This is a genomic window from Buttiauxella brennerae ATCC 51605 (assembly GCF_001654925.1).
GTDB lineage: Bacteria > Pseudomonadota > Gammaproteobacteria > Enterobacterales > Enterobacteriaceae > Buttiauxella > Buttiauxella brennerae.
The window spans coordinates 646,374-670,138 of the sequence record NZ_LXER01000006.1 but is presented as its reverse complement, the minus strand read 5'-3'; the positions used below and the strand labels follow the sequence as shown (position 1 = coordinate 670,138).

General features: G+C 50.6%; 18 protein-coding genes. 10 read left to right on the top strand and 8 right to left on the bottom strand.

What is annotated here, in order from left to right; genetic code table 11:
* Positions 1-9 precede the first annotated feature (9 nt).
* A complete protein-coding gene (locus M975_RS04235) occupies positions 10-1,917 on the bottom strand; it encodes an ABC transporter ATP-binding protein (RefSeq protein WP_064557574.1) in 1,908 nt (635 codons plus the stop codon).
* 5 nt (positions 1,918-1,922) lie between these two features.
* Positions 1,923-4,040: a bifunctional 23S rRNA (guanine(2069)-N(7))-methyltransferase RlmK/23S rRNA (guanine(2445)-N(2))-methyltransferase RlmL gene (rlmKL, locus tag M975_RS04230; protein ID WP_064557573.1), complete on the bottom strand. Its 2,118-nt coding sequence runs from the start codon at positions 4,038-4,040 to the stop codon at positions 1,923-1,925.
* Positions 4,041-4,163: 123 nt separating this feature from the next.
* Between rlmKL and M975_RS04225 the strand changes: the two genes are divergently transcribed.
* Complete coding sequence (locus M975_RS04225; RefSeq protein WP_064557571.1) at positions 4,164-5,276, top strand: YcbX family protein; 1,113 nt, start codon at positions 4,164-4,166, stop codon at positions 5,274-5,276.
* Here M975_RS04225 and zapC read toward each other — a convergent pair.
* Together zapC and pyrD are read right to left on the bottom strand one after the other, a co-directional pair.
* On the bottom strand, positions 5,273-5,815 hold the full coding sequence (gene zapC / locus M975_RS04220) for a cell division protein ZapC (protein WP_064557569.1): 543 nt from the start codon (positions 5,813-5,815) through the stop codon (positions 5,273-5,275). The genes M975_RS04225 and zapC overlap by 4 nt on opposite strands.
* Positions 5,816-5,978: 163 nt before the next feature.
* Positions 5,979-6,989, bottom strand: coding sequence for a quinone-dependent dihydroorotate dehydrogenase (gene pyrD, locus M975_RS04215; RefSeq protein ID WP_064557567.1), 1,011 nt, complete (start codon positions 6,987-6,989; stop codon positions 5,979-5,981).
* Positions 6,990-7,237: 248 nt separating this feature from the next.
* Here pyrD and ssuE point away from each other — a divergent pair, with 248 nt between their 5' ends.
* The 5 genes from ssuE to ssuB are packed head-to-tail and all read left to right on the top strand — an operon-like array spanning position 7,238 to position 11,491.
* Entirely contained in the window at positions 7,238-7,813 is a 576-nt protein-coding gene (gene ssuE / locus M975_RS04210) for an NADPH-dependent FMN reductase (protein ID WP_064557565.1), read from the top strand.
* Positions 7,806-8,777 carry a sulfonate ABC transporter substrate-binding protein gene (locus M975_RS04205; RefSeq protein WP_064557563.1) on the top strand — a complete coding sequence of 324 codons (972 nt, stop codon included), beginning with the start codon at positions 7,806-7,808 and terminating at the stop codon, positions 8,775-8,777. Before ssuE ends, M975_RS04205 begins: the two co-directional genes overlap by 8 nt.
* Positions 8,774-9,919 carry an FMNH2-dependent alkanesulfonate monooxygenase gene (gene ssuD, locus M975_RS04200; protein WP_064557561.1) on the top strand — a complete coding sequence of 382 codons (1,146 nt, stop codon included), beginning with the start codon at positions 8,774-8,776 and terminating at the stop codon, positions 9,917-9,919. Before M975_RS04205 ends, ssuD begins: the two co-directional genes overlap by 4 nt.
* A gap of 10 nt (positions 9,920-9,929) precedes the next feature.
* The gene (gene ssuC, locus M975_RS04195) at positions 9,930-10,721 is read left to right on the top strand and encodes an aliphatic sulfonate ABC transporter permease SsuC (protein ID WP_064557558.1); all 792 of its coding nucleotides are present in this window, start codon (positions 9,930-9,932) and stop codon (positions 10,719-10,721) included.
* On the top strand, positions 10,718-11,491 hold the full coding sequence (ssuB, locus tag M975_RS04190; RefSeq protein ID WP_064557556.1) for an aliphatic sulfonates ABC transporter ATP-binding protein: 774 nt from the start codon (positions 10,718-10,720) through the stop codon (positions 11,489-11,491). The genes ssuC and ssuB overlap by 4 nt, the downstream gene beginning before the upstream one ends.
* Positions 11,492-11,583: 92 nt before the next feature.
* Here ssuB and pepN read toward each other — a convergent pair whose 3' ends face one another.
* A complete protein-coding gene (gene pepN / locus M975_RS04185) occupies positions 11,584-14,196 on the bottom strand; it encodes an aminopeptidase N (RefSeq protein ID WP_064557554.1) in 2,613 nt (870 codons plus the stop codon).
* A gap of 268 nt (positions 14,197-14,464) precedes the next feature.
* On the opposite strand from pepN, the gene pncB reads away from it, so the two are divergent.
* The 4 genes from pncB (at position 14,465) to M975_RS04165 (ending at position 20,378) form a co-directional block, all read left to right on the top strand.
* Entirely contained in the window at positions 14,465-15,667 is a 1,203-nt protein-coding gene (gene pncB / locus M975_RS04180; protein WP_064557674.1) for a nicotinate phosphoribosyltransferase, read from the top strand.
* Positions 15,668-15,843: 176 nt separating this feature from the next.
* Positions 15,844-17,244 (top strand): asparagine--tRNA ligase, encoded by a 1,401-nt coding sequence (gene asnS / locus M975_RS04175; protein WP_064557552.1) that lies wholly within the window; start codon positions 15,844-15,846, stop codon positions 17,242-17,244.
* 595 nt (positions 17,245-17,839) lie between these two features.
* Positions 17,840-18,997 (top strand): porin, encoded by a 1,158-nt coding sequence (locus tag M975_RS04170; RefSeq protein WP_064557550.1) that lies wholly within the window; start codon positions 17,840-17,842, stop codon positions 18,995-18,997.
* Between the two features lie 190 nt (positions 18,998-19,187).
* Positions 19,188-20,378, top strand: coding sequence for an amino acid aminotransferase (locus tag M975_RS04165; protein ID WP_064557548.1), 1,191 nt, complete (start codon positions 19,188-19,190; stop codon positions 20,376-20,378).
* 58 nt (positions 20,379-20,436) lie between these two features.
* On the opposite strand, the gene M975_RS04160 is transcribed toward M975_RS04165, so the two are convergent.
* The 3 genes from M975_RS04160 to ldtD all read right to left on the bottom strand — a co-directional run bounded on the left by M975_RS04160 (position 20,437) and on the right by ldtD (position 23,737).
* Positions 20,437-21,084: an MBL fold metallo-hydrolase gene (locus tag M975_RS04160; protein ID WP_064557547.1), complete on the bottom strand. Its 648-nt coding sequence runs from the start codon at positions 21,082-21,084 to the stop codon at positions 20,437-20,439.
* Positions 21,085-21,124: 40 nt separating this feature from the next.
* A complete protein-coding gene (gene mepK / locus M975_RS04155) occupies positions 21,125-21,673 on the bottom strand; it encodes a peptidoglycan L,D-endopeptidase MepK (protein WP_064557545.1) in 549 nt (182 codons plus the stop codon).
* A 183-nt stretch (positions 21,674-21,856) separates the two neighbouring features.
* Positions 21,857-23,737, bottom strand: coding sequence for a L,D-transpeptidase (gene ldtD, locus M975_RS04150; RefSeq protein ID WP_064557543.1), 1,881 nt, complete (start codon positions 23,735-23,737; stop codon positions 21,857-21,859).
* Positions 23,738-23,765 lie beyond the last annotated feature (28 nt).

The following is a 23,765-nucleotide window of genomic DNA, read 5'->3' as shown; positions in this document are numbered from 1 at the left end:
CTCCTTGTGTTACGCGCCGTTTTTCAGAGCTTCAAGATATTCCCAACGTTCAAAAGCTTCTTCCAGTGCCTTTTCCGCTGTAGACAGGTCGCTCAATGTTTTTTGCGTGACATCGTGTGGCTGGTTAAAAAACTCAGCATCGCCGACCTTCGCCTGGATGAGTTCCAGTTCTGCTTCAAGTTCTTCAAGACGTTGTGGTAATTGCTCTAACTCGCGTTGCAAGTTATAGCTTAGCTTGCTAGCTGCGCGTTTAACAACTTCCGCTTTTGCGGGCTGATTGTTTTGCGCTTTTTCTGCCACAGATTGGCGCAACGATTGAGCAGAAGACTGCTGACCTTTCGCATCATGGTAACCGCCAACGTAACGGCCAATTTTACCTTCGCCTTCAAAAATCCAGCATTCGGTAACGGTGTTATCCACAAATTGACGATCGTGGCTCACCAGCATAACGGTGCCCTGGTAACCATCAATCAGCTCTTCCAGCAATTCAAGCGTTTCGACATCCAGATCGTTTGTCGGTTCATCGAGAATCAACAGGTTACTTGGTTTTAGGAATAAGCGGGCAAGTAACAGACGGTTGCGCTCACCACCAGACAACGCACGTACAGGTGTCATCGCGCGTTTTGGATGGAACAAGAAGTCCTGCAAGTAGCCCAGAACATGGCGCGGCTTACCGTTCACCATCACTTCTTGCTTGCCTTCCGCAAGGTTGTCCATCACGGTGCGGTCTGGATCAAGCTCTGCACGGTGCTGGTCAAAGTACGCTACTTCCAGTTTGGTGCCGCAATGTACACGGCCACTGTCGGCCTGCAATTGGTCGAGCATCAGTTTCAGCAGTGTAGTTTTGCCACAACCGTTTGGCCCAACCAGCGCGATTTTGTCGCTGCGCTGAACCTGAGCGGAGAAGTCTTTTACCAGTGCGCGTTCGCCAATGCTGTAGCAAACATCTTCCATCTCGAAGACGATTTTACCTGAGCGAGCAGCCTCTTCGACCTGCATTTTGGCGCTACCCAGCACTTCACGGCGCGCACTGCGTTCGTTACGCATCGCTTTCAGTGCACGCACACGGCCTTCGTTACGTGTACGGCGCGCTTTGATACCCTGGCGGATCCAGACTTCTTCCTGGGCCAGTTTGCGATCGAACTCGGCGTTTTGCAGATCTTCAACGCGCAGCGCTTCTTCTTTCGCCAACAGGTATTGATCGTAATTGCCCGGGTAAGAAACCAGTTTGCCACGATCAAGATCGACAATGCGGGTCGCCATATTGCGAATGAATGAACGGTCGTGGGAAATAAACACGATGCTGCCCTGGAAATCTTTCAGGAAGCCTTCGAGCCAGTCGATAGCTTCTATATCCAGGTGGTTCGTTGGTTCATCAAGCAACAGAACACGCGGTGAGCAGACCAACGCACGGCCCAGCGCCGCTTTACGCAACCAGCCACCGGAAAGTGCTGACAGCTCAGTATCCGCATCCAGGCCTAACTGCAGCAGCACTTCATTGATGCGGCTTTCCAGCTGCCAGAGATTTTGGTTATCCAGAATCTCCTGAATACGCGCCATCTCATTGAGATTTTTGTCACTCGGATCGGTCATCACTTTATGGGAAATATCGTGATAAGCCTTGAGATGCTCAGCCTGCTCTTCAACGCCTTCGGCAACGAAATCATAAACCGTGCCCGCCACGTTACGTGGAGGATCTTGCTGCAAACGCGCAACGATCAGATCTTGTTCGTAAATCATGCGACCGTCATCTAACGGAACTTCACGATTCAGGATTTTCATCAGTGTAGATTTGCCTGCGCCGTTACGGCCAACCAGACAAACGCGTTCGTTTTCTTCAATATGAAGTTCAGTGTTATCTAACAACGGTGCGTCACTAAATGACAACCATGCACCGTGCATACTAATTAATGACATGACAATTAATCCTTGGCTACATGAGTAACGAGCCAGCAGTTATGAATTTGACGATTACGGGCGAAGTCTTGCGACTGGGTTTTCTGCGTGATTTCCTGAGCGTTCAGGCCCAGGTTAGCCAACCCGTCAAAGTCCATTTTGAAGCCACGTTTGTTGTTGGAGAACATAATAGTGCCACCCTGGCGTAACAGACGCTTGAGGTCTTTCATCAGCACTAAATGGTCACGCTGGACATCAAAAGATTCTTCCATACGTTTTGAGTTTGAGAACGTCGGTGGGTCGATGAAAATAAGGTCAAACTGTTCATCGGTTTCACGCAACCAGCCCAGGCAATCAGCCTGAATCAGGCGGTGAGCACGGCCGCTCAAACCATTGAGACGCAAGTTACGCTCAGCCCATTCGAGGTAAGTGCGCGACATATCCACGGTGGTGGTGGTTTTAGCGCCGCCCAGACCCGCATGTACGGTTGCACTGCCGGTATAAGCGAACAAGTTAAGGAAGTCTTTCCCTTTGCTCATTTTGCCCAGCATTTGACGTGCGATACGGTGGTCGAGGAACAAACCGGTGTCCAGGTAATCAGTCAGGTTGACCCACAAGCGAGCGTTATATTCGCTCACTTCCATGAAGTCGCCCTTCTCATCCATTTTCTGATACTGACTATTCCCTTTCTGACGCTCACGGGTTTTCAGGATCAGTCGGTTGGATGGCAATTCCAGTACCGACATAGTTGCAGCAATCACATCAAACAGACGCTGACGCGCTTTGTTGGCATCAACGGTTTTCGGTGGCGCATATTCCTGCACCACAACCCACTCGCCGTAGCGGTCAACAGCAACGTTATAGTCTGGCAAATCGGCGTCGTAAATTCGGTAGCATTCGATGCCTTCCTGGCGCGCCCATTTGTCGAGTTTTTTGATATTTTTGCGCAGACGGTTCGCGTAATCATCAGCAATCTGGCCTGATTGCGCACCCGCGCTGGTGGCAGATAATTGATAGTTTTTCTGCACACAATCCAGCGGGCCGTTCTTCGCTTTAAACTGGCGATCGGCACGCAGTTGCAGGCAGCTGAGCAAATCCGGCGAGGCGCTAAACAGTGACAGGTTCCAGCCGCCGAAATGGCTCTTCATGTTACGGCCTAACAGGCTGTGCAAAGCAATCAGTGCAGGTTCGCTGTCCAGACGCTCACCGTATGGAGGGTTGCTGATAACGGTACCTGTAGGGCCTTCTGGCAGCGGGTTATCTAATTTAGCAACATCTCTCACTTCATAGCTGATGATATCAGCCAGGCCTGCGCGGCGGGTGTTGGCGCGGGCGCGTTCGATAACGCGTGAATCATTATCTGAGCCATAGAAACGAGAGGTATATTCGCCCAGGCCTTTGCGTGCACGAACCTGTGCTTCAGTGGTGATCTCTTTCCACAGATCCACATCGTGATTCGCCCAGCCCAGGAAGCCCCAGTGTTTGCGATGCAAACCAGGAGCGCGATCGGTCGCAATCATTGCCGCTTCAATCAGCAACGTACCTGAACCACACATTGGATCCAGCAGCGGAGTACCCGGCTGCCAGCCTGAACGCATGACAATGGCTGATGCCAGAGTTTCTTTGATTGGGGCAGCACCGGTGCTGTCGCGGTAACCACGCTGATGCAGGCCTTCGCCACTCAAATCGAGTGCGATACTGGCGGTGTCTTTATTCAACCAGACATTAATACGCAGGTCTGGCTGTTCACGCTCCACGTTCGGGCGCGGCAAATTTTTGCGGGTAAAGGAGTCGACAATCGCATCCTTCACTTTTAATGCGCCGTACTGGCTGTTACGAATAACGTCGTTCAGGCCGCTGAAATGCACCGCGAAGGTGGCATCCGGGCCAAACAATGCAGGCCAGTCGATGGTTTGTACGCCGAGGTACAAATCCAGGTCGCTATAAACACTGCATTCGTTTAATGGCAGCAGGATGCGGGACGCAAGGCGGCTCCACATCAGGCTTTGATAGAGCAGACGTGAGTCCCCCTGGTAATGTACGCCGCCCTGAACCACCTGGCATGCTTGCGCACCAAGGCCCTCCAGTTCAGTTTTTAATAGCTCTTCAAGCCCACGCGCCGTACTGGCAAACAGAGAATTCATATCGTCACTTATCAGGTGTAAAAAGAAAATTGTGGCGCATTATAGCCAATCTGCCACGCATGTCATAAAGTTGGCCTCTTATATTCTTTTTTTATTCATTTATGCAAGGAGTGCGAGCGCATCATGATCACCCTATCCCAGCTTTATATTCACCCGGTGAAATCGATGCGCGGGTTGGCCCTCTCCCATGCACAAGCGACCACCAGCGGTTTAGCTTTTGATCGCATTTTTATGGTGACAGAATCTGACGGAACTTTTATTACTGCCCGCCAGTTTCCGCAAATGGTGTTGTTCACTCCGGCAATTACCCACGATGGTTTATTTCTGAGCGCACCAGACGGCAGCTCAGCCACCGTGCGCTTCGCAGATTTTGAAACTGACGCCGAGCCGACCGAAGTCTGGGGGAATCATTTCTCAGCCCAGGTAGCACCCGATGATATCAACCAATGGCTGAGCGGTTTCTTCTCACGCCCGGTACAGTTGCGCTGGTTGGGTGAAACTTTAACGCGCCGCGTTAAACGCCACGAAGAAGTCCCGCTCTCTTTTGCCGATGGTTTCCCGTTCTTGCTGGCTAATGAAGCCTCGCTGCGTGATTTACAAAATCGCTGCCCGGCAAGCGTAAAAATGACGCAGTTTCGCCCGAATATTGTCGTCACTGGCGCACAAGCCTGGGACGAAGATACCTGGCAAGTTGTGCGGATTGGCGGCGTAACATTTGATGTCGCTAAACCTTGTAGCCGCTGTATTTTCACCACCGTTAGCCCGGAGCGTGGCCGTAAACACCCGAGCGGTGAACCTCTCGCAACGCTGCAAAAATTCCGTACTGCAACGGATAATGGCGATGTCGATTTCGGACAGAACTTAATTGCACGCAACAGCGGGGTGATTCGTGTTGGCGATGAACTCGAAGTGCTCGCAACGAAACCGGCGAAAGTTTATAGCGCAGGGCAAACCGAAGAAGCCGTTGAGCCTTTCCAGCAGCAGGAAAGCATGGTGGCAATTGACTGGCAGGGAAAAGAATTTCGCGGCAACAATCAGCAAATTTTGCTGGAGCAGCTGGAACAACAAGGTATTCGGGTACCCTACTCTTGCCGGGCTGGGATCTGCGGGAGTTGCCGAATCAAGTTAGTCAGCGGGGAAGTCAAAGCGTTGAAGAAAAGCGCGATCAATGACGACGGCACAATACTGTGTTGTAGCTGTGTTCCAGCGGGCGATGTGAAATTAGCAGGTAATTAAACGGCCTGATCGAGGTTAAGGGCGTGACTTTCCGGTTGCGGCCTTAATCTGTCATTCATCACTTTAATTGCATCACCAAGCTGCATCGTGCGGCCAGCCAGTTGCAAACCGGGTTGTGCTAACAAACAAAGTGCGGCGTTATCACCGGTTTCTACCACCAGCAGATTCACCTGCTGCATATCATCGCTCAACCACACACAAGCGGCATCACCTGGTGTCGGCTGCCAACAGTCGCCATGAGAGAGAAAGTGCCAGCTTTTTGGCATTTGCGGCTTGAGATAACGAATAGCCACCAGCGCATTTAAGACCAGTTCTGCACGCTGTTCTTTACTTAATACCAGGTCACGACATTTTTCTTCGAAGGAGAAGTAAAGCGCTGCGTCATCAACACAAAAACCATTGTTTTCAAAGGCATCGGGAGTGAGCATTTTGCGAGGGAAACGCGAACGGAAAAGCATGCCATTGGCTAAATCGAGCATCATTCGATCATGCTCTTCATCATAATACCAACGCCAATTATCGTCAGGTTTAATGCGCATATTTATTTGCCCTTTCGTTTATTCCCACGATTTAAAACATCCTTATCGCCGCCTCGTTGATGGCCTCATTAATAAAAGACCAATATGTTCAAATTAGCAACAATGACGGAATATAAAACAACCAGGGCTGAAAATAAAGCCCTGGTTGTCCGAAAGTATATACTTAGAGACCTGAAATAATTTCTTTGATCAGCGGTGGGCCTTTAAATATGAAGCCGGAATATATTTGTACCAGAGAAGCACCTGCTGCCATTTTCTCGCGTGCAGCAATCACCGAATCAATACCGCCCACGCCAATAATCGGCAGACGACCATTTAATTCTTGTGATAAGCGGCGAATAATTTCTGTGCTTTTCAACTGAACGGGACGGCCACTTAATCCCCCCATTTCATCACAATATTTCATGCCCTGAACAAGGCTACGATCCAATGTCGTATTGGTCGCAATTACCCCATCAATATTATGGCGAACTAAACTATCAGCCACCTGGATCAATTCTTCTTCAGAAAGATCCGGCGCGATCTTCACCGCGACTGGCACATATTTATGGTGCAATTCCTGAAGTGCCTGCTGCTTATTTTTGATAGCAGCTAACAAATCATCTAACGCTTCACCATATTGCAGTGTGCGTAATCCAGGGGTATTGGGTGATGAAATATTGATCGCTATATAACCAGCATAAGGATAAATTTTATCCATGCAGATCAGATAGTCGTCTTTCCCTTGTTCAACAGGGGTGTCTTTGTTCTTGCCGATGTTGATGCCCAGTACCCCATCAAAATGGGATTTTTTGACATTCTCGACCAAATTATCAACGCCATGGTTATTGAAGCCCATGCGGTTGATTAAACCTTCGGCCTCGACCAGACGAAAAATTCGCGGCTTGTCATTTCCAGGCTGTGGGCGCGGCGTTACGGTGCCAATTTCAATTGAGCCAAAGCCCATTGCACCTAGCGCATCAATGCACTCACCATTCTTATCCAGACCTGCGGCCAGGCCTAACGGGTTCTTAAACGTCAACCCCATACATGTTACAGGTTTAGAAGGCACATTTTGCCGTACCAGCCATTCAAGTGGTGTACCTGATACACGACGCAATTGCTGAAATGTCACTTCATGAGCGCGCTCTGGATCGAGCTTGAAAAGGGCTTTACGAACGAAGGGGTAGTACATGAACTCTCCTGGATTCCCGGTATGCAAACCGGGGCCGTATTATCGTCGATAACGTCGTTGAATGGAATTGACCTGCGACAAAAAAGGCTGAATCAGCGCAATCGTTTCCCTCTCATCCCCTTGTTATGCGTTTTTTAGCAATTGTTTTCCAGATAAATCATTTAGTGGAAGAACAGTTCTGCGCGAATATCACACTCAATTGTTATCAATGTTACCTAAAAGCAAACAATTAGTTATAAGGAAACAATATGCGTGTGATTACCCTTGCTGGAAGCCCGCGCTTCCCATCCCGTTCTAGCGCACTGCTGGAATACGCCCGCGAAAAACTCAGCGCTCTGGATATCGAGGTGTGTCACTGGCATCTACACAATTTCGCTCCAGAAGATTTGCTCTATGCGCGTTTCGATAGCCCGGCGTTATTAGCACTTACGGAACAGTTGCAGCAGGCTGATGGCGTGATCATTGCAACACCTGTTTATAAAGCTTCATTTTCTGGTGCGCTGAAAACGCTGCTCGACCTGCTGCCTGAGCGTGCGCTGGATAAAAAAGTCGTTCTGCCTTTAGCTACCGGCGGCACTGTGGCACATATGCTGGCAGTCGATTACGCGCTAAAGCCTGTTCTTAATGCGCTCAAAGCTCAGGAAATCCTGCATGGCGTGTTTGCTGATGACAGCCAGATCGCGGATTACCAGCACAAACCGGTGTTCAGCAACAACTTACAACAGCGTCTTGATAGCTCGCTGGAAACTTTCTGGCAGGCACTGCACCGCCGGGATTTTATTGTCTCCTCCCCTTTTAAGACGCAAGGAGTTGCTCATGTTTAATTTTCTGAAACGAACCGCTCCGTGGCTTGCACTCGCGGGAACATTAAGTCTGAGCGCCACGCTTCATGCGGCTGAAACCGGACCTGAGCAATTACGTATTGGTTATCAAAAAGGTTCTGTCAGCATGGTGCTGGCGAAAAGCCACCAACTGCTGGAAAAAGAGTATCCCAATACAAAGTTCCAGTGGATTGAGTTCCCGGCAGGCCCACAAATGCTCGAAGCGCTGAACATTGGCAGTATCGATCTGGGCAGCACGGGAGATATTCCGCCTATCTTCGCTCAGGCCGCAGGCGCTGACCTGGTGTATGTCGGTTCTGAACCGGCAAAACCGAAAGCAGAAGTGATTCTGGTGCCGGAAAATAGCCCACTGAAAACGGTGGCCGATCTTAAGGGACATAAAATCGCGTTCCAGAAAGGTTCCAGCTCCCACAACCTGGTGTTAAGAGCGCTACAAAAAGCCGGGCTGAAATTTACCGATGTCCAGCCAGCTTATTTAACCCCCGCGGATGCGCGTGCCGCGTTCCAGCAAGGCAATGTTGACGCCTGGGCGATTTGGGACCCGTACTACTCTGCGGCATTGCTGAACGGTGGCGTACGCGTGTTAACCGATGGCAGTGAACTGAATCAGACCGGTTCGTTCTATCTCGCTTCACGCCCTTATGCCGAACAAAACGGTCCGTTCCTGCAAAACGTTCTGAAAGCCTTTAGCGATGCCGATGCATTGACCCGCAGCCAGCGCAAAGCAAGCGTGACGTTGCTGGCAAAAACCATGGGGCTACCGGAAAACGTTATTGCCACCTATTTCGATCACCGTCCACCAACCGTCATTACACCTGTCAGCGCTGAGACTGCGGCAAAACAACAACAAACCGCCGACCTGTTTTATGACAACCATTTAGTGCCTAAGAAAGTCGATATTCGCACCCGCATCTGGCAGCCCTCAACACAAGGAAACAAGTCATGAGTTTAAATATGTTCTGGTTCTTACCTACCCATGGCGATGGCCACTACTTAGGCAGCAATGACGCAGCACGCCCGGTTGATCACGGTTACCTGCAACAGATTGCTCAGGCTGCGGACAGACTCGGTTTTACTGGTGTACTGATCCCAACGGGTCGTTCTTGCGAAGATGCCTGGCTGGTCGCCGCATCCATGATTCCGGTGACGCAGCGTTTAAAATTCCTGGTGGCGCTGCGCCCAAGTGTTACCTCCCCAACGGTGGCTGCACGCCAGGCCGCAACGCTCGACAGGCTTTCTAACGGGCGTGCTTTATTTAACCTCGTCACCGGTAGCGACCCGGAAGAGTTAGCCGCAGACGGCGTGTTCCTTAACCACCAGGAACGTTATGAAGCATCTGCTGAATTTACCCATATCTGGCGTCGCCTGCTGGAAGGTGAAACCGTTGATCACGAAGGCAAACATATTCAGGTTAAAGGGGCAAAACTGTTGTTCCCGCCGGTGCAACAGCCTCGCCCACCGCTCTACTTTGGCGGGTCATCTGATGTTGCGCAGGATCTTGCCGCCGAACAAGTGGATCTCTATCTGACATGGGGCGAACCACCGCATTTAGTGAAAGAGAAAATTGAACAAGTCCGTGCGAAAGCGGCAAAACATGGGCGCACCGTTCGTTTTGGTATTCGCTTGCATGTGATTGTCCGTGAAACGAATGAAGAAGCATGGGAGGCCGCCAACCGCCTGATTTCTCAGCTGGATGATGAAACCATCGCCAAAGCGCAAGCCGCTTTCGCCCGCACGGATTCCGTCGGCCAACACCGCATGGCGGCATTGCATGGTGGTAAGCGCGACAACCTGGAGATCAGCCCGAACCTGTGGGCAGGCGTTGGCCTGGTGCGTGGTGGCGCAGGTACTGCGCTGGTCGGCGATGGCCCAACCGTTGCGGAACGCATTAACGAATACGCAGCGCTCGGTATCGACAGCTTTATTCTTTCGGGTTATCCGCATCTGGAAGAGGCCTATCGCGTTGGGGAGTTACTGTTCCCGCATCTTGATGTCGCGATCCCGCAAATTCCACAGCCGCGCCAGATCCATGAACGGGGCGAAGTGGTCGCCAATGACTTTATCCCGCGCAAAGTGGCGCAAAGCTAAGGAGCAGCCAATGACCTTTTCAACGCACAAACTGTTACTGAGGCTGGCACCGTGGATCCTGCCGGTTGCCGTTATCGCAATCTGGCAAGTCTCTTCGAGCGCAGGCTGGCTCTCGTCGCGTATCCTCCCTTCTCCGGAAGGGGTGGTGATTGCATTCTGGAACCTTTCAGCCAGCGGTGAATTGTGGCAACACCTGGCTATCAGCTCATGGCGTGCGGTGATTGGTTTTAGTATTGGTGGCTCCCTGGGATTAGTGCTTGGGCTGATTAGCGGCCTGTCTCGCTGGGGGGAGCGCCTGCTGGACAGCTCGATTCAGATGCTGCGTAACGTTCCACATCTGGCACTGATTCCGCTGGTGATTTTGTGGTTCGGCATTGATGAATCAGCGAAAATTTTCCTGGTAGCACTCGGCACGCTGTTCCCGATTTACATCAATACCTGGCATGGCATCCGTAATATCGACCAGGGTTTGCTGGAGATGGCCCGCAGCTATGGGTTGTCAGGCTTTAGCCTGTTTGCCCAGGTGATTCTGCCCGGTGCGCTGCCTTCGATTATGGTCGGTATCCGTTTCGCATTAGGCCTGATGTGGTTGACCTTAATCGTGGCAGAAACGATTTCGGCCAACTCAGGAATTGGTTATCTGGCAATGAACGCCCGTGAGTTCTTGCAAACCGACGTCGTTGTCGTCGCTATTATTCTTTACGCCCTGCTCGGCAAACTCGCTGATATCAGCGCGCAATTACTCGAACGTGTCTGGCTGCGCTGGCATCCGGCTTACCAGTTACAGGAGGAGAACGCATGAATACCGCCCGTTTAAACCAGGGAACTCCCCTGCTCCTTAACAGCGTGACAAAACGCTACGGTAATAAAACGATTCTTGATGAGCTGGAATTGCACATTCCTGCCGGGCAATTTGTGGCCGTGGTCGGGCGTAGCGGCGGTGGTAAAAGTACGTTACTGCGTTTGCTGGCTGGGCTTGAGAATCCTAATGGAGGATCGTTAATTGCGGGTAATGCTCCGCTGCGCGAAAGCCAGGATGAGACTCGCTTAATGTTCCAGGATGCACGCCTGTTGCCGTGGAAATCGGTGATCAACAATGTTGGCCTGGGTCTGAAAGGGAACTGGAAAGAATCGGCGATGAAAGCTCTGGAAGCTGTTGGACTTGCTAATCGCGCTACCGAGTGGCCGGCCGCCCTGTCCGGTGGCCAGAAACAACGCGTGGCGCTTGCGCGAGCACTGATTCATCGCCCACGTCTGTTATTGCTCGATGAACCCTTGGGGGCGCTGGATGCGCTAACAAGGATTGAGATGCAAGAGTTGATCGTTTCGCTTTGGCAGGAGCATGGTTTTACGGTGCTGTTAGTGACGCATGATGTGAGCGAAGCGGTGGCGATGGCGGATCGAGTGTTACTGATTGAAGAAGGAAAGATCGGTTTGGATCTGACGGTTGATTTGCCACGTCCCCGTAAATTGGGCTCTGTGCGCCTGGCGGAGCTGGAAGCTCAGGTGTTAGAGCGAGTGATGAAACGGCAGGTTATAGAAGAACCGGCACGCGTGGTGCGCACCGGTTAAATTATGTCGGATGTCGCTTACGCTAATCCGACCTACTCAAACTTTTGTAGGGTGGATTAGCGGTAAGCGACATCCACCTTATAAAAGCGGTATTAAGCTAACGCTTTAGAAATCTTCTCGAACAAATCACCCGACAAATTCTCCAGCCCTTTCAGCTGTTCCAGCGCTGCACGCATCATTTCCTGACGTTTTGCATCGTAACGCTTCAGTCGAATCAACGGCTCAATCAGGCGTGACGCCACCTGCGGGTTACGATGGTTCAGCTCACTCAGCATTTCCACCATAAATTGATAGCCGCTGCCGTCAAGCGCATGGAATGCCGCCGGGTTACCTGCCGCAAATGCGCCAATCAGGGAACGTACACGGTTCGGGTTACCCATGCTAAACGAACGGTGGTTCAACAATTCACGCACTTTGCTTAACGTGTCAACTGCCGGGCTGGTGGCTTGCAATACAAACCATTTGTCCATCACCAGACCGTCCTGATGCCATTTCTCATCAAATGCAGTCAGCAGTTCTACACGGCATGGCAATTGCGCGGCAACCGATGCAGACAAGGCGGCAATAGAGTCCGTCATGTTATCAGCGCTTGCGAACTGGTTACGCACCAGTTGCTCAGCAAGCTGCTTCTCCCCAAACGCCAGATAACGCAGGCAGGTATTACGCAGTGCGCGTTTGCCGATATCCGCATGTTCTACGCGATAAGCATCAAGTTTGTTGGCGTTATAAACTGCCAGGAACTCATCTGCCAGTTCATTTGCCAGCGTGCGCGTTAAGGCTTCATGCACGGCGGAAATCGCTTGCGGGTCGATTTTCTGGAACAGTTCGGCAATTTCGTTCTGCGAAGGCAGCGTCAGAATTTCTGCTGCCAATGCCGGGTCGATTTTCTCATCCAGCAAAATCGCACGGAACGCATCAGCAACATGCAACGGCAGCGACAACGGTTGGCCCTGCTGGCTGCGGTTGACGTTCAGTTTGATGTACGTCGCCAGCAAACTTTGCGCCGCATCCCAACGAGAGAAATCGTTACGCGCGTGACGCATCAGGAACGTCAGTTGCTGGTCACTCCATTTGTATTCCAGTTTCACTGGCGCTGAAAATTCACGCAGCAAAGACGGAACCGGCTGGAAATAGACGTTATCGAAAACAAATGTCTGCTCTGCCTGAGTCACATTCAGCACATGGTGAATTGGGTGACCATTTTTCTGCAACGGAATCACTTTGCCTTCGTTGTCATACAGTTCGATGTCGAACGGAATATGTAACGGGTGCTTTTCCTGCTGCTCAGCCGTTGGCGGCGTGGTCTGGCTGATCGTCAGCGTATACAGTTCATTTTCTGGATCGTAGTCGTCATGCACCGTCACCACTGGTGTCCCGGCCTGGCTGTACCAACGACGGAAGTGAGACAGGTCAACGTTCGACGCATCTTCCATCGCCTGCACGAAATCATCGCAGGTTGCCGCGCTGCCATCATGGCGCTCAAAGTAAAGTAGCATCCCTTTCTGGAAGTTCTCTTCACCCAGCAAGGTGTGCAGCATACGGATAACTTCTGAACCCTTCTCGTACACCGTCAGTGTGTAGAAGTTGTTCATTTCAATCACTTTGTCCGGGCGAATCGGGTGCGCCATTGGACTTGCATCTTCCGCAAACTGCATCGCACGCATAGTACGCACATTCTGGATGCGGTTGACAGCACGCGAACCGAGATCAGAACTAAATTCTTGATCGCGGAAAACAGTCAGCCCTTCTTTCAGGCTTAGCTGGAACCAGTCGCGGCAGGTCACGCGGTTGCCGGTCCAGTTATGGAAATATTCGTGGCCAATAACGCGTTCGATATCGAGGTAGTCTTTATCAGTCGCCGTTTCAGCACGTGCCAGCACATATTTGGAGTTAAAGACGTTAAGCCCTTTGTTCTCCATTGCGCCCATATTGAAGAAGTCGACGGCAACAATCATATAGATGTCGAGGTCGTATTCGAGGCCAAAACGGGTTTCATCCCATTTCATCGACGCTTTCAGTGACGTCATCGCCCAGCTTGCACGGTCGAGATTACCGCGATCGACGAACAACTCCAGCGCGACATCACGGCCAGAACGCGTTTTAAAGGAATCACGTAATACATCGAAATCACCCGCTACCAGTGCAAATAGGTAGCACGGTTTCGGGAACGGATCTTGCCACTGAACCCAATGACGTCCGTTATCCAGTTCACCTTCAGCAATGCGGTTACCGTTAGATAAAAGGAAAGGATATTTGGATTTGTCGGCAATAACTTTGGTGGTGAAACGCGCCAGAACGTCTGGTCGGTCGAGATACCAGGTAATGTGGCGGAAACCTTCAGCTTCGCACTGAGTACAAAGCGCATCGCCCGAAAGATAAAGCCCTTCAAGGGCAGTATTGGTTGCAGGGCTGATTTGGTTAACGATTGTCAGCGTGAAGGCTTCAGGCAAAGATTCAAGAATCAATGCGCCCTCTTCCTGGCGGTAATCTTCCCAGGCGGTACCATTGACATCAATTGAAACCAGCGTCAGGTCTTCACCATCAAGACGCAGTGGCGAACCCGCCGCGCCTTGGCGGGTAATCTGGCTAATGGCAGTGACCAGGGTTTTTGTGGCATCAAGGTCAAAGGTCAAATCGATATCGGTAATCGTGTAATCCGGCGCACGGTAGTCGTGGCGGTATTTGGCTTGTGGCTGTTGTGTCATAAAAAACCTTATACATCATCCGTAAGTTTGCGGAGTTCAGTCTATACCCTGTTGCCTGAATGTTGCTATGCAGAATCTTCAACTTTTCTGGGCAATTCACTCGAATTGCTACATATATATAACAAGTGGCACGAATCGCCATCGACCAGATTCCCAGCGTATGTTGTGATCCAGGTTTAATAAACAGATAATCAGGGTATACTCCTGCGTCTTTTATCTGCTTAGCCTTTGATGGAAACGCTCCTGTGAGAGGATGCTGCAACGCGCCATGACACGACACGCTTCCCCTATATTGCAAACGCTTCTGGATACTGACGCTTATAAGCTTCATATGCAGCAGGCGGTTTTCCACCGTTATCACGACGTCAACGTCGCGGCCGAGTTCCGTTGCCGCGGTGACGATCTGCTGGGCATCTATGCAGACGATATTCGTGAACAGGTTGATTTAATGCAGCACCTCGCGCTGAGCGACGAGGAGTTCACCTTCCTGGAAAGTCTGCCGTTCTTTAAAGCAGATTATCTCGCGTGGCTGCGTACTTTCCGCTACGACCCTTCGACCGTACACATCAGCAATAACAACGGCCATTTAGACATTCGTCTGAGCGGTACGTGGCTGGACGTAATTATGTGGGAAGTGCCGTTGTTGGCCGTGATCAGTGAAGTGGTGCATCAACACCGCTCACCGGGTATCACGCAGCAAATGGCGCTGGAGAGCCTGGAAAGTAAGCTGGTTCAATTCAAAGAATTGACAGCAGATATCGATCTTTGCGCCTTCCGTCTGATGGATTTTGGTACGCGCCGCCGCTTCTCACGTGAAGTGCAGGAGGCCATCGTCAGCCGTCTGCAACAAGAAAAGTGGTTTGTGGGCACCAGCAATTACGACCTTGCGCGTCGCCTCGACTTAACGCCAATGGGCACTCAGGCACATGAGTGGTTCCAGGCTCATCAGCAAATCAGCCCGACACTCGCGAACAGCCAACGTGCAGCACTTCAGGCCTGGATTGATGAATACCCTGACAAGCTCGGTATCGCGTTAACGGATTGCATTACAATGGATGCCTTCTTGCGCGACTTCGATCTCTCTTTCGCAAACCGCTACCAGGGTTTGCGTCATGATTCAGGGGATCCGGTTGAGTGGGGTGAAAAAGCGGTCGCACATTATGAGAAGCTGGGTATCGACCCTAAAACCAAAGTTCTGGTGTTCTCTGATAACCTCGATTTGCCAAAAGCCATTGAGCTGTATCGCCATTTCTCTACTCGCGTCAATTTAAGCTTTGGTATTGGCACCCGCCTGACCTGCGATATTCCACAGGTTAAGCCGCTTAATATTGTTATCAAGCTGGTTGAGTGTAACGGCAAGCCTGTGGCAAAACTTTCTGACAGCCCAGGCAAAACCATTTGCCATGATAAAGCGTTCGTCCGCGCGCTGCGAAAAGCCTTCGATTTACCGCAAATCAAAAAAGCCAGCTGATCCTGATAAAACCCATGAATGGTATTCATCGCGTTCATGGGTTCTCTTCTTTATTGTATTTCTTCATCTCCTTTGATTTTTCTGCTTGTCTGTAGGCTCGCGACAGGTAACATAGATAACCCCCAATTGTGGGTAATTATTTTTTTTGTCACTGACCATTTAATAGAGAGAAAAATATGAGCGTTGTGCCTGTAGCCGACGTACTCCAGGGCCGCGTAGCCGTTGACCAAGAAGTCACCGTGCGTGGATGGGTGCGTACTCGTAGAGATTCAAAAGCTGGTATCTCCTTCCTCGCCGTCTATGACGGTTCCTGCTTCTCTCCTGTACAGGCCGTCATTAATAATACTCTGCCTAATTACAATGAAGACGTACTGCGCCTGACCACCGGCTGTTCAGTCGTGGTGACAGGTAAAGTTGTAGAGTCTCTCGGTCAGGGCCAGAGCTTTGAAATTCAGGCATCTGAAGTTGAAGTGACCGGTTGGGTTGATGATCCTGATACCTACCCGATGGCGGCAAAACGCCACAGTATTGAGTATCTCCGTGAAGTTGCTCACCTGCGTCCACGTACCAATATGATCGGCGCTGTTGCACGCGTTCGTCATACTCTGGCCCAGGCGCTGCACCGTTTCTTCCATGAGCAGGGTTATTTCTGGGTTTCTACACCGCTGATCACGGCTTCCGATACCGAAGGCGCTGGCGAAATGTTCCGCGTTTCTACGCTGGATATGGAAAACCTGCCACGTACTGATGCGGGCAAAATCGATTTCGATAAAGACTTCTTTGGTAAAGAAGCGTTCCTGACCGTATCCGGCCAGTTGAACGGCGAAACCTATGCGTGCGCACTGTCTAAGGTTTATACCTTTGGCCCAACCTTCCGTGCTGAAAACTCCAACACCAGCCGTCACCTGGCTGAGTTCTGGATGCTGGAACCCGAAGTCGCTTTCGCAAGCCTTGATGACGTAGCGGGCCTGGCTGAAGCCATGCTGAAATATGTCTTCAAAGCGGTGCTTGATGAGCGCATGGATGACATGGAGTTCTTCGCAGAGCGCGTTGACAAAGATGCAGTAGAACGTTTACAGCGTTTCATCGATGCTGACTTTGCCCAGGTTGATTACACCGACGCAGTTACAATTCTTGAGAATTGCGGCCAGAAATTCGAAAACCCGGTTTACTGGGGTGTTGACCTTTCTTCCGAACATGAGCGTTACCTTGCTGAGCAACACTTCAAAGCGCCGGTCGTTGTGAAAAACTATCCGAAAGACATTAAGGCTTTCTATATGCGCCTTAACGAAGACGGTAAAACCGTCGCAGCGATGGACGTGTTAGCGCCGGGCATTGGTGAAATCATTGGTGGTTCTCAGCGTGAAGAGCGTCTTGATGTCCTGGATGCGCGCATGGCTGAGATGGGTCTGAATAAAGAAGACTACTGGTGGTATCGTGATCTGCGCCGTTACGGCACCGTGCCACACTCTGGTTTCGGTCTTGGCTTTGAGCGCCTGATTGCCTATGTAACCGGTGTTCAGAACGTTCGTGACGTGATCCCATTCCCACGTACACCACGTAACGCAAGCTTCTAAGTTCTCATTTTTCTAAGGCCAGCATTGCTGGCCTTTTTTATGTCTGTCGTAAAAACGTCTTTTTTCTTCAACGAATGGTAAACAAACGTCAATTTCAACCCCTCCTCACGACTTCCCCGTTACCAATTGTGTCCACGAAACAGACAAACACAAAATAACCTCACCTTCAGCTTGCTTACTCACTTCGAGAGTTGACTTAGCACATTCGGACAATTTTCACACAGATGTCTGGACATCCAAAAATCACTCAAAGAATGTACAAATGTAACCATCAATTTAACAAGATTTCTCGTTATGCAAATTAAACATAAGTAATTCATATATATAGGATATGAAAGGTTGTTTTTTGAGCGAAGCGGCGCAGAAATTTGAGTTGGTTCACAAAGTTCCATAAAATACACATTTAGTTACACATACTTTCCTTTTGTAACTCACTCTCGATGTTTGTAGCACTTTCAGGCTAGCGAAACGGTTTCATGGATGGAAAGATGCCTGACAGATACAGAAAGACACCAAACTCTCATCAATAGTTCCGTACAGAATTATTGACGGCAGTGGCAGGTGTTCACAAAAAACCTAATGAGGGTAATAAATAATGATGAAGCGCAATATTCTGGCAGTGTTAATCCCTGCTCTGCTGGTAGCCGGTGCAGCTAACGCTGCAGAAATCTATAACAAAAACGCCAACAAACTGGATTTCTACGGTAAAGCTGTAGGCGAGCACATCTGGACCACTAACGGTGATACCTCTAGTGATGACACCACCTATGCTCGTATCGGTTTCAAAGGTGAGACTCAGATCAATGATCAACTGACCGGTTACGGCCAGTGGGAATACAACATGAATGCCTCCAACGCTGAAGGCACTCAGGGTACTAACACCCGTCTGGCATTTGCTGGTCTGAAATTTGGTGATGCAGGCTCCCTGGATTACGGCCGTAACTACGGTGCAATCTACGACGTTGCTGCTTATACCGATATGCTGGTTGAGTGGGGCGGCGATACTTGGGCTGCTACTGACAACTTCATGAACGGCCGTACTACTGGTGTTCTGACTTACCGTAACAGCAACTTCTTCGGTCTGGTTGATGGCCTGGCGTTTGCTGTGCAATACCAGGGTAAAAACGAGCGTAGCAACGTAGTTGCTCCAAGCGTTGATGACAACGGTACAATTTCTTTGGGTCGTGCAGGTAACGGCGCTAAAGCTAACGGCGACGGCGTAAGCACCGCTGCAACTTATGACATCGGCGAAGGCTTCAGCGTTGCTGCTGGTTATGAAACTGCTGACCGTACCAACGAGCAGGTTGCTGCAGGCACCTCTACCGCTTGGGCAAGTGCTGGCGGCGACCGCGCTGAAGCATGGTCTACTGCTGCTAAGTACGATGCGAACAACATCTACGCTGCAATTATGTATGCAGAAACTCTGAACATGACTCGTGAAGCTGACAACAACTTCGCTAACAAAACTCAGAACTTCGAAGCTGTAGCTCAGTACCAGTTCGATTTCGGTCTGCGTCCATCCATTGCTTACGTTCAGTCTAAAGGTAAAGACCTGAAAAGCCGTGGCGACTTCACTGGCGGCGATGCTGACCTGGTTAAATACGTAGAAGTGGGTACCTGGTACTACTTCAACAAAAACATGAACGTATACGCTGCGTATAAGTTCAACCTGCTGGACGACAACAACTACAGCGAATCTGCTAAACTGGCAACAGACGACCAGGCAGCTGTTGGTATCGTTTACCAGTTCTAATTATCCAGCAACTTTGTTGCCAGGATGGTTTAAAGACAGGGCTTCGGCCCTGTTTTTTTATGCCTGAAAAGTAGAAAAACTTATCTTGTGACGGGGTCTGTTTCTTTTTGTTGCAAACGGTTGGCATTTGCTAAAACAGCAGTTAACCTGAGAGCGTTACTCCCCCTCGATATCACAATGGAAACTCGTCATGTTTGAGAACATTACCGCTGCTCCAGCTGATCCAATTCTTGGTTTGGCCGATCTGTTTCGCGCCGATGACCGTCCGACTAAAATTAACCTCGGCATTGGTGTTTATAAGGATGAAACGGGTAAAACTCCGGTTTTAACCTGTGTTAAGAAGGCGGAGCAGTATCTGCTGGAAAATGAGAACACCAAGAACTACCTCGGCATCGACGGTATTCCAGAGTTTGGTAGCTGCACCCAGGAATTGCTGTTCGGGAAAAACAATGCTCTGAGTGCAAACAAACGCGCTCGTACGGCACAAACCCCGGGTGGTACTGGCGCGTTGCGTGTTGCCGCTGACTTCCTCGCTAAAAACACCACCACCAAACGTGTGTGGGTGAGCAACCCAAGCTGGCCGAACCACAAAAGTGTATTTAACTCCGCGGGCCTGGAAGTGTGCGAGTATGATTATTACGATGCACAGAACCACTCTCTGAATTTCGATGGCCTGGTCAGCAGCCTGCAAGCTGCACAAGCTGGCGACGTGGTGTTGTTCCACGGTTGCTGCCATAACCCAACCGGTATCGACCCTACGGCTGAACAATGGAAAGTGCTGTCGGAGATGTCTCTGGCCAAAGGCTGGTTGCCACTGTTCGATTTCGCCTACCAGGGCTTTGCTCGTGGTCTGGAAGAAGACGCTGAAGGCTTGCGTATCTTCGCAGCAAGCCATCAAGAGCTGATCGTGGCGAGTTCCTACTCCAAGAACTTCGGCCTCTACAACGAACGTGTAGGCGCCTGTACGCTGGTTGCTGCTGATGCAGATACCGTGGACCGCGCATTCAGCCAGATGAAATCTGTGATTCGTGCTAACTACTCTAACCCACCAGCTCACGGTGCATCTGTTGTGGCAACGATTCTGAGCAACGATGCCCTGCGTACTATCTGGGAACAAGAGTTGTCTGACATGCGTCAACGTATTCAGCGTATGCGCCACCTGTTTGTGAATACCCTGCAGGAGAAAGGTGCTAACCGCGATTTCAGCTTCATCATCAACCAGAACGGCATGTTCTCGTTCAGCGGTCTGACCAAAGAGCAGGTACTGCGTTTACGTGAAGAGTTTGGTGTGTATGCTGTTGCATCCGGGCGTGTGAACGTTGCCGGTATGACGCCAGACAATATGGCGCCACTGTGCGAAGCGATTGTCGCCGTACTGTAAGCCAGTACAGATAAAAAAAAGAGCCGCGCAATGCGGCTCTTCTTATTTCTAAACGCTGTTACCAGACGGGTAATTCATCTTGCAGGAAAGGGTTGTGCAGGCGTTCGTAGCCGAGTGTCGACAATGGACCGTGGCCCGGAATAAACGTCACATCATCGCCCAACGGCAACAGCTTACGTTTAATTGAGTCGATAAGATCAGCATGATTGCCCTGCGGGAAATCGCTACGCCCCACTCCACCTTTGAAAATCACATCACCGGAAATCAGTAACTGGGATTGAGCATCAAAGAAAACAACGTGGCCGGGTGTGTGGCCCGGGCAATGCAGCACCTGTAAGGCCACATTTCCCACCGACACAACGTCGCCTTCATTTAGCCAGCGATCTGGCGTCAGCGGCAAACATTCTTCAAGGCCAAACATTTGGCTTTGCGCAGGTAAACCCTGCAGCCAGAATTCATCTTCTTTTTCCGGCCCGACGACGGGAACACCGTAGTGTTCGGCCAGTTCGGCGGCAGCCCCAACATGATCAAGATGGCCATGCGTTAACAGGATCTGCGTGATTGTCACACCTTTCGCTGCAACCTGCTGTTTGATCTTTTCGGCTTCACCGCCTGGATCAACCACGGTAGCCTGTTGAGTTTCTTCACACCAAATCAGAGAACAGTTTTGGGCGAATGCGGTGACCGGAATAATGTGATAGTTCATGATGCTCCAATACCGGCAACGCTCGCCGGATTCCGTTGTTTTACCAGTTCCTTAGTGGCCCGGTATCAATATGCACAAAGTTGCTGCTTGGGTAGTATCCTACACCACCAGCGCGCATAGATAATGCTGCTTTGCGTACATTGCTTAACGAAATCCCTTCAATATGAAAATCCATTGCCTGCCCTTTGGTGTGATAGCTTTTTTTCGCTACACCCCGGCTATGGGCACGTAACTCATTATTGGTGTCGAGGGAGCGATAACCCGACACAAGCTGCACAGGTTTGTTTGTTCCTAACAAGCCCTGTAAGCGGTACAGCTGATCGAATAACTTAGGATCGATGGATTTGATTTTATTCGCGCGATAATCACGGAAGAAATGATTAAGCCTTGCTAATTCATCCTGAATATAGCCTTTACCATCGAAAAATTCGGCTTTCAAAGACTCACCCGTGTGAAGGTTATTAAGAGTCAGAATGCGCGGGCGCGGTGTTGATAGCATGGCAAACGCTTGCGTTGGTAACAGCGAGGCACCTAAAGCCACGCTACCCAACGCCAGCAGCTTGCGGCGGTTTGCGTCAAATTTGTCCATGATGTCCAGGTCTACAGATAAAAAAACGATCGAATAATATGCACTTTTGGCACACTGCTGGGCACATTAACCGCCAAAACAAAGCGAGTCAAGGTGCACAAAACCCAGGAAAACCGGGCCCTGTAGAGGACCCGGAGGGGTATCGCAATTATTACGACCGCTAATTCATTAGTATTACTGCATTTATCTTATCAATTGTTCAGCTTTCGAAAGAATTTGTGCACCAGATCGTGCGGTGAGATCATAATTGTAAATATCTGTGCGGTATTGCGTGCGCCCATCGTCACCGACAAAAGCAGTCAGATAGTAGAGATTCACCGGAATAGTCTGGCGAATATTCACATATTTGGTGCTGCCATCTTTCAGCTGGCTCGAAATCCGCGCATCGTTCCAACCCGCATCCTGCAACAGCATGTTCGCCAACTCAGAGGCTTTGTTGACACGCACACAGCCTGAGCTTAATGCTCGCGCGTCTTTCTGGAACAGGTTGTGATTCGGTGTGTCATGCAGATAGATCGCGTCAGAACTTGGCATATTGAACTTATAACGCCCTAACGAGTTCTGCACGCCTGGTTTTTGCTGGAAACGGAACGGCAAATTGCTGGCAGTGATCGTTTCCCAGTCAACACGCCACGGGTCGATAGACTCCGCATTATTGCTCCAGCCACGCAAAACGCTATAACCATGCTTGTCGAGATAACCTGGGTCCTGACGTACTTTTGGCAAGATATCGTTGCGTGCAAGCGTTGGCGGCACGTTCCATGGTGGGTTCACGACCACATTGTTGAGCGCGCTGCTCATCATTGGCGTTTTGCGATCAGGCCGCCCAACAATCACCCGCGAAGCCAATACTTCACTACCGTTAAGGTAATAGCTCAATGAATAGTTAGGAATATTGACCATAATGCCGGTACCGAGTTTCTTCGGCAGTAAGCGCAAACGTTGAATATTTAACGCCACCAGCGACGCACGTTGTTGTGGTGTGACGTTCAGCCAGTCGCGTGTTAATTGCCCGATTGAGCCATCAACACCCAAGCCTTGCCACTTCTGGAAACGTTTCACACCTTCAACCAGATCTGTGCTGTAAGCACTGCGGACCGCGGGTGCAGATTTCTTTTTCTTCCCGGCAACCGCATCTGGCGTTTGTTGAATCACCTGCTCGCTGTCTATCTGAATAGCCGACGGGCTGACAACTGCAGCAGCGGTAGAAGTGCTGCCTCTTTCCGGCAGTGGAATCGCCGGTTCAGCTTGCAGCATGCCGGTACGCGCAAGAATTTCGCGAAGTGCTGGCACATCGTTGCTCCACTGGCCTGGACGCAGTGTTTCGCTAGTGCTTAGCTGAGGCCAGGGGCGCGTGTCGCTAAGTAGGTGGACCAGTGACTGATGTAATTTGGCATATTGCGGGTGCTGAGGCGCTAACGTTTCAACGAAGCTCACCAGCGTCCCTTGATCCACCGCTACCTGCCATTGGTTAATCACAGAAATGGGCGGGGTCTGTAGTTTGTAAGGCCTGGTGCTGTATAACCAGCGGTTGCCTTCCGTTGGAATGCCATACACAAATTGCAGGTAGCCCATCATCGCATCAGACAAGACGATATCGCGGGTTAAACCGGTCACTGACGGATCGGTAAGCAGTTCTACCCAAGTAGTAAACTGTGGTTGGATGCCAGAAATGGCAACTTCGGCAAGTTGCTGCTGGAAGGCCTTCACGGCATCGCGATTCTCCCACATCGGTTTCATCTCGCGGGCAGCGTAAAATGCAGACAACGCATTTAGATAAACCGGAGTGTAGCCCGCAGGTAAATGCGCCACGAGCTGAGAACGGCTTTGTGCGGCAGACATGCCGGTAGAATTTAGCGGTAACACTCCCACCATAGTAGCGGTAGCAGCAGATTGTGGTAATGGTTGGTCTGGCGAGCTGGTAGGTTCGATGCTCACAGCGGAGCTGTCAGATGGAACAACCGCTGGCTCATCGGCCTGCGCCATAAACAGTGGAGCGAAACTGAGTGCCAGCCCGTAACCAAGCGCTGACAGTCGAAAACCGTGCAATTTTGTAAGCAACATCCCTTGCCCCCTGTTTATCACTTTCTAT

Excerpts from the sequence above, each read along its gene's own strand:
- ldtD (WP_064557543.1), bottom strand. The coding sequence starts at position 23,737 with ATGTTGCTTACAAAATTGCACGGTTTTCGACTGTCAGCGCTTGGTTAC.
- pyrD (WP_064557567.1), bottom strand. The coding sequence starts at position 6,989 with ATGTACTACCCCTTCGTTCGTAAAGCCCTTTTCAAGCTCGATCCAGAG.
- pepN (WP_064557554.1), bottom strand. The coding sequence starts at position 14,196 with ATGACACAACAGCCACAAGCCAAATACCGCCACGACTACCGTGCGCCG.
- ssuD (WP_064557561.1), top strand. The coding sequence starts at position 8,774 with ATGAGTTTAAATATGTTCTGGTTCTTACCTACCCATGGCGATGGCCAC.
- asnS (WP_064557552.1), top strand. The coding sequence starts at position 15,844 with ATGAGCGTTGTGCCTGTAGCCGACGTACTCCAGGGCCGCGTAGCCGTT.
- mepK (WP_064557545.1), bottom strand. The coding sequence starts at position 21,673 with ATGGACAAATTTGACGCAAACCGCCGCAAGCTGCTGGCGTTGGGTAGC.
- ssuB (WP_064557556.1), top strand. The coding sequence starts at position 10,718 with ATGAATACCGCCCGTTTAAACCAGGGAACTCCCCTGCTCCTTAACAGC.
- M975_RS04205 (WP_064557563.1), top strand. The coding sequence starts at position 7,806 with ATGTTTAATTTTCTGAAACGAACCGCTCCGTGGCTTGCACTCGCGGGA.
- M975_RS04170 (WP_064557550.1), top strand. The coding sequence starts at position 17,840 with ATGATGAAGCGCAATATTCTGGCAGTGTTAATCCCTGCTCTGCTGGTA.
- M975_RS04225 (WP_064557571.1), top strand. The coding sequence starts at position 4,164 with ATGATCACCCTATCCCAGCTTTATATTCACCCGGTGAAATCGATGCGC.
- ssuC (WP_064557558.1), top strand. The coding sequence starts at position 9,930 with ATGACCTTTTCAACGCACAAACTGTTACTGAGGCTGGCACCGTGGATC.
- M975_RS04235 (WP_064557574.1), bottom strand. The coding sequence starts at position 1,917 with ATGTCATTAATTAGTATGCACGGTGCATGGTTGTCATTTAGTGACGCA.
- rlmKL (WP_064557573.1), bottom strand. The coding sequence starts at position 4,040 with ATGAATTCTCTGTTTGCCAGTACGGCGCGTGGGCTTGAAGAGCTATTA.
- ssuE (WP_064557565.1), top strand. The coding sequence starts at position 7,238 with ATGCGTGTGATTACCCTTGCTGGAAGCCCGCGCTTCCCATCCCGTTCT.
- M975_RS04160 (WP_064557547.1), bottom strand. The coding sequence starts at position 21,084 with ATGAACTATCACATTATTCCGGTCACCGCATTCGCCCAAAACTGTTCT.
- zapC (WP_064557569.1), bottom strand. The coding sequence starts at position 5,815 with ATGCGCATTAAACCTGACGATAATTGGCGTTGGTATTATGATGAAGAG.
- pncB (WP_064557674.1), top strand. The coding sequence starts at position 14,465 with ATGACACGACACGCTTCCCCTATATTGCAAACGCTTCTGGATACTGAC.
- M975_RS04165 (WP_064557548.1), top strand. The coding sequence starts at position 19,188 with ATGTTTGAGAACATTACCGCTGCTCCAGCTGATCCAATTCTTGGTTTG.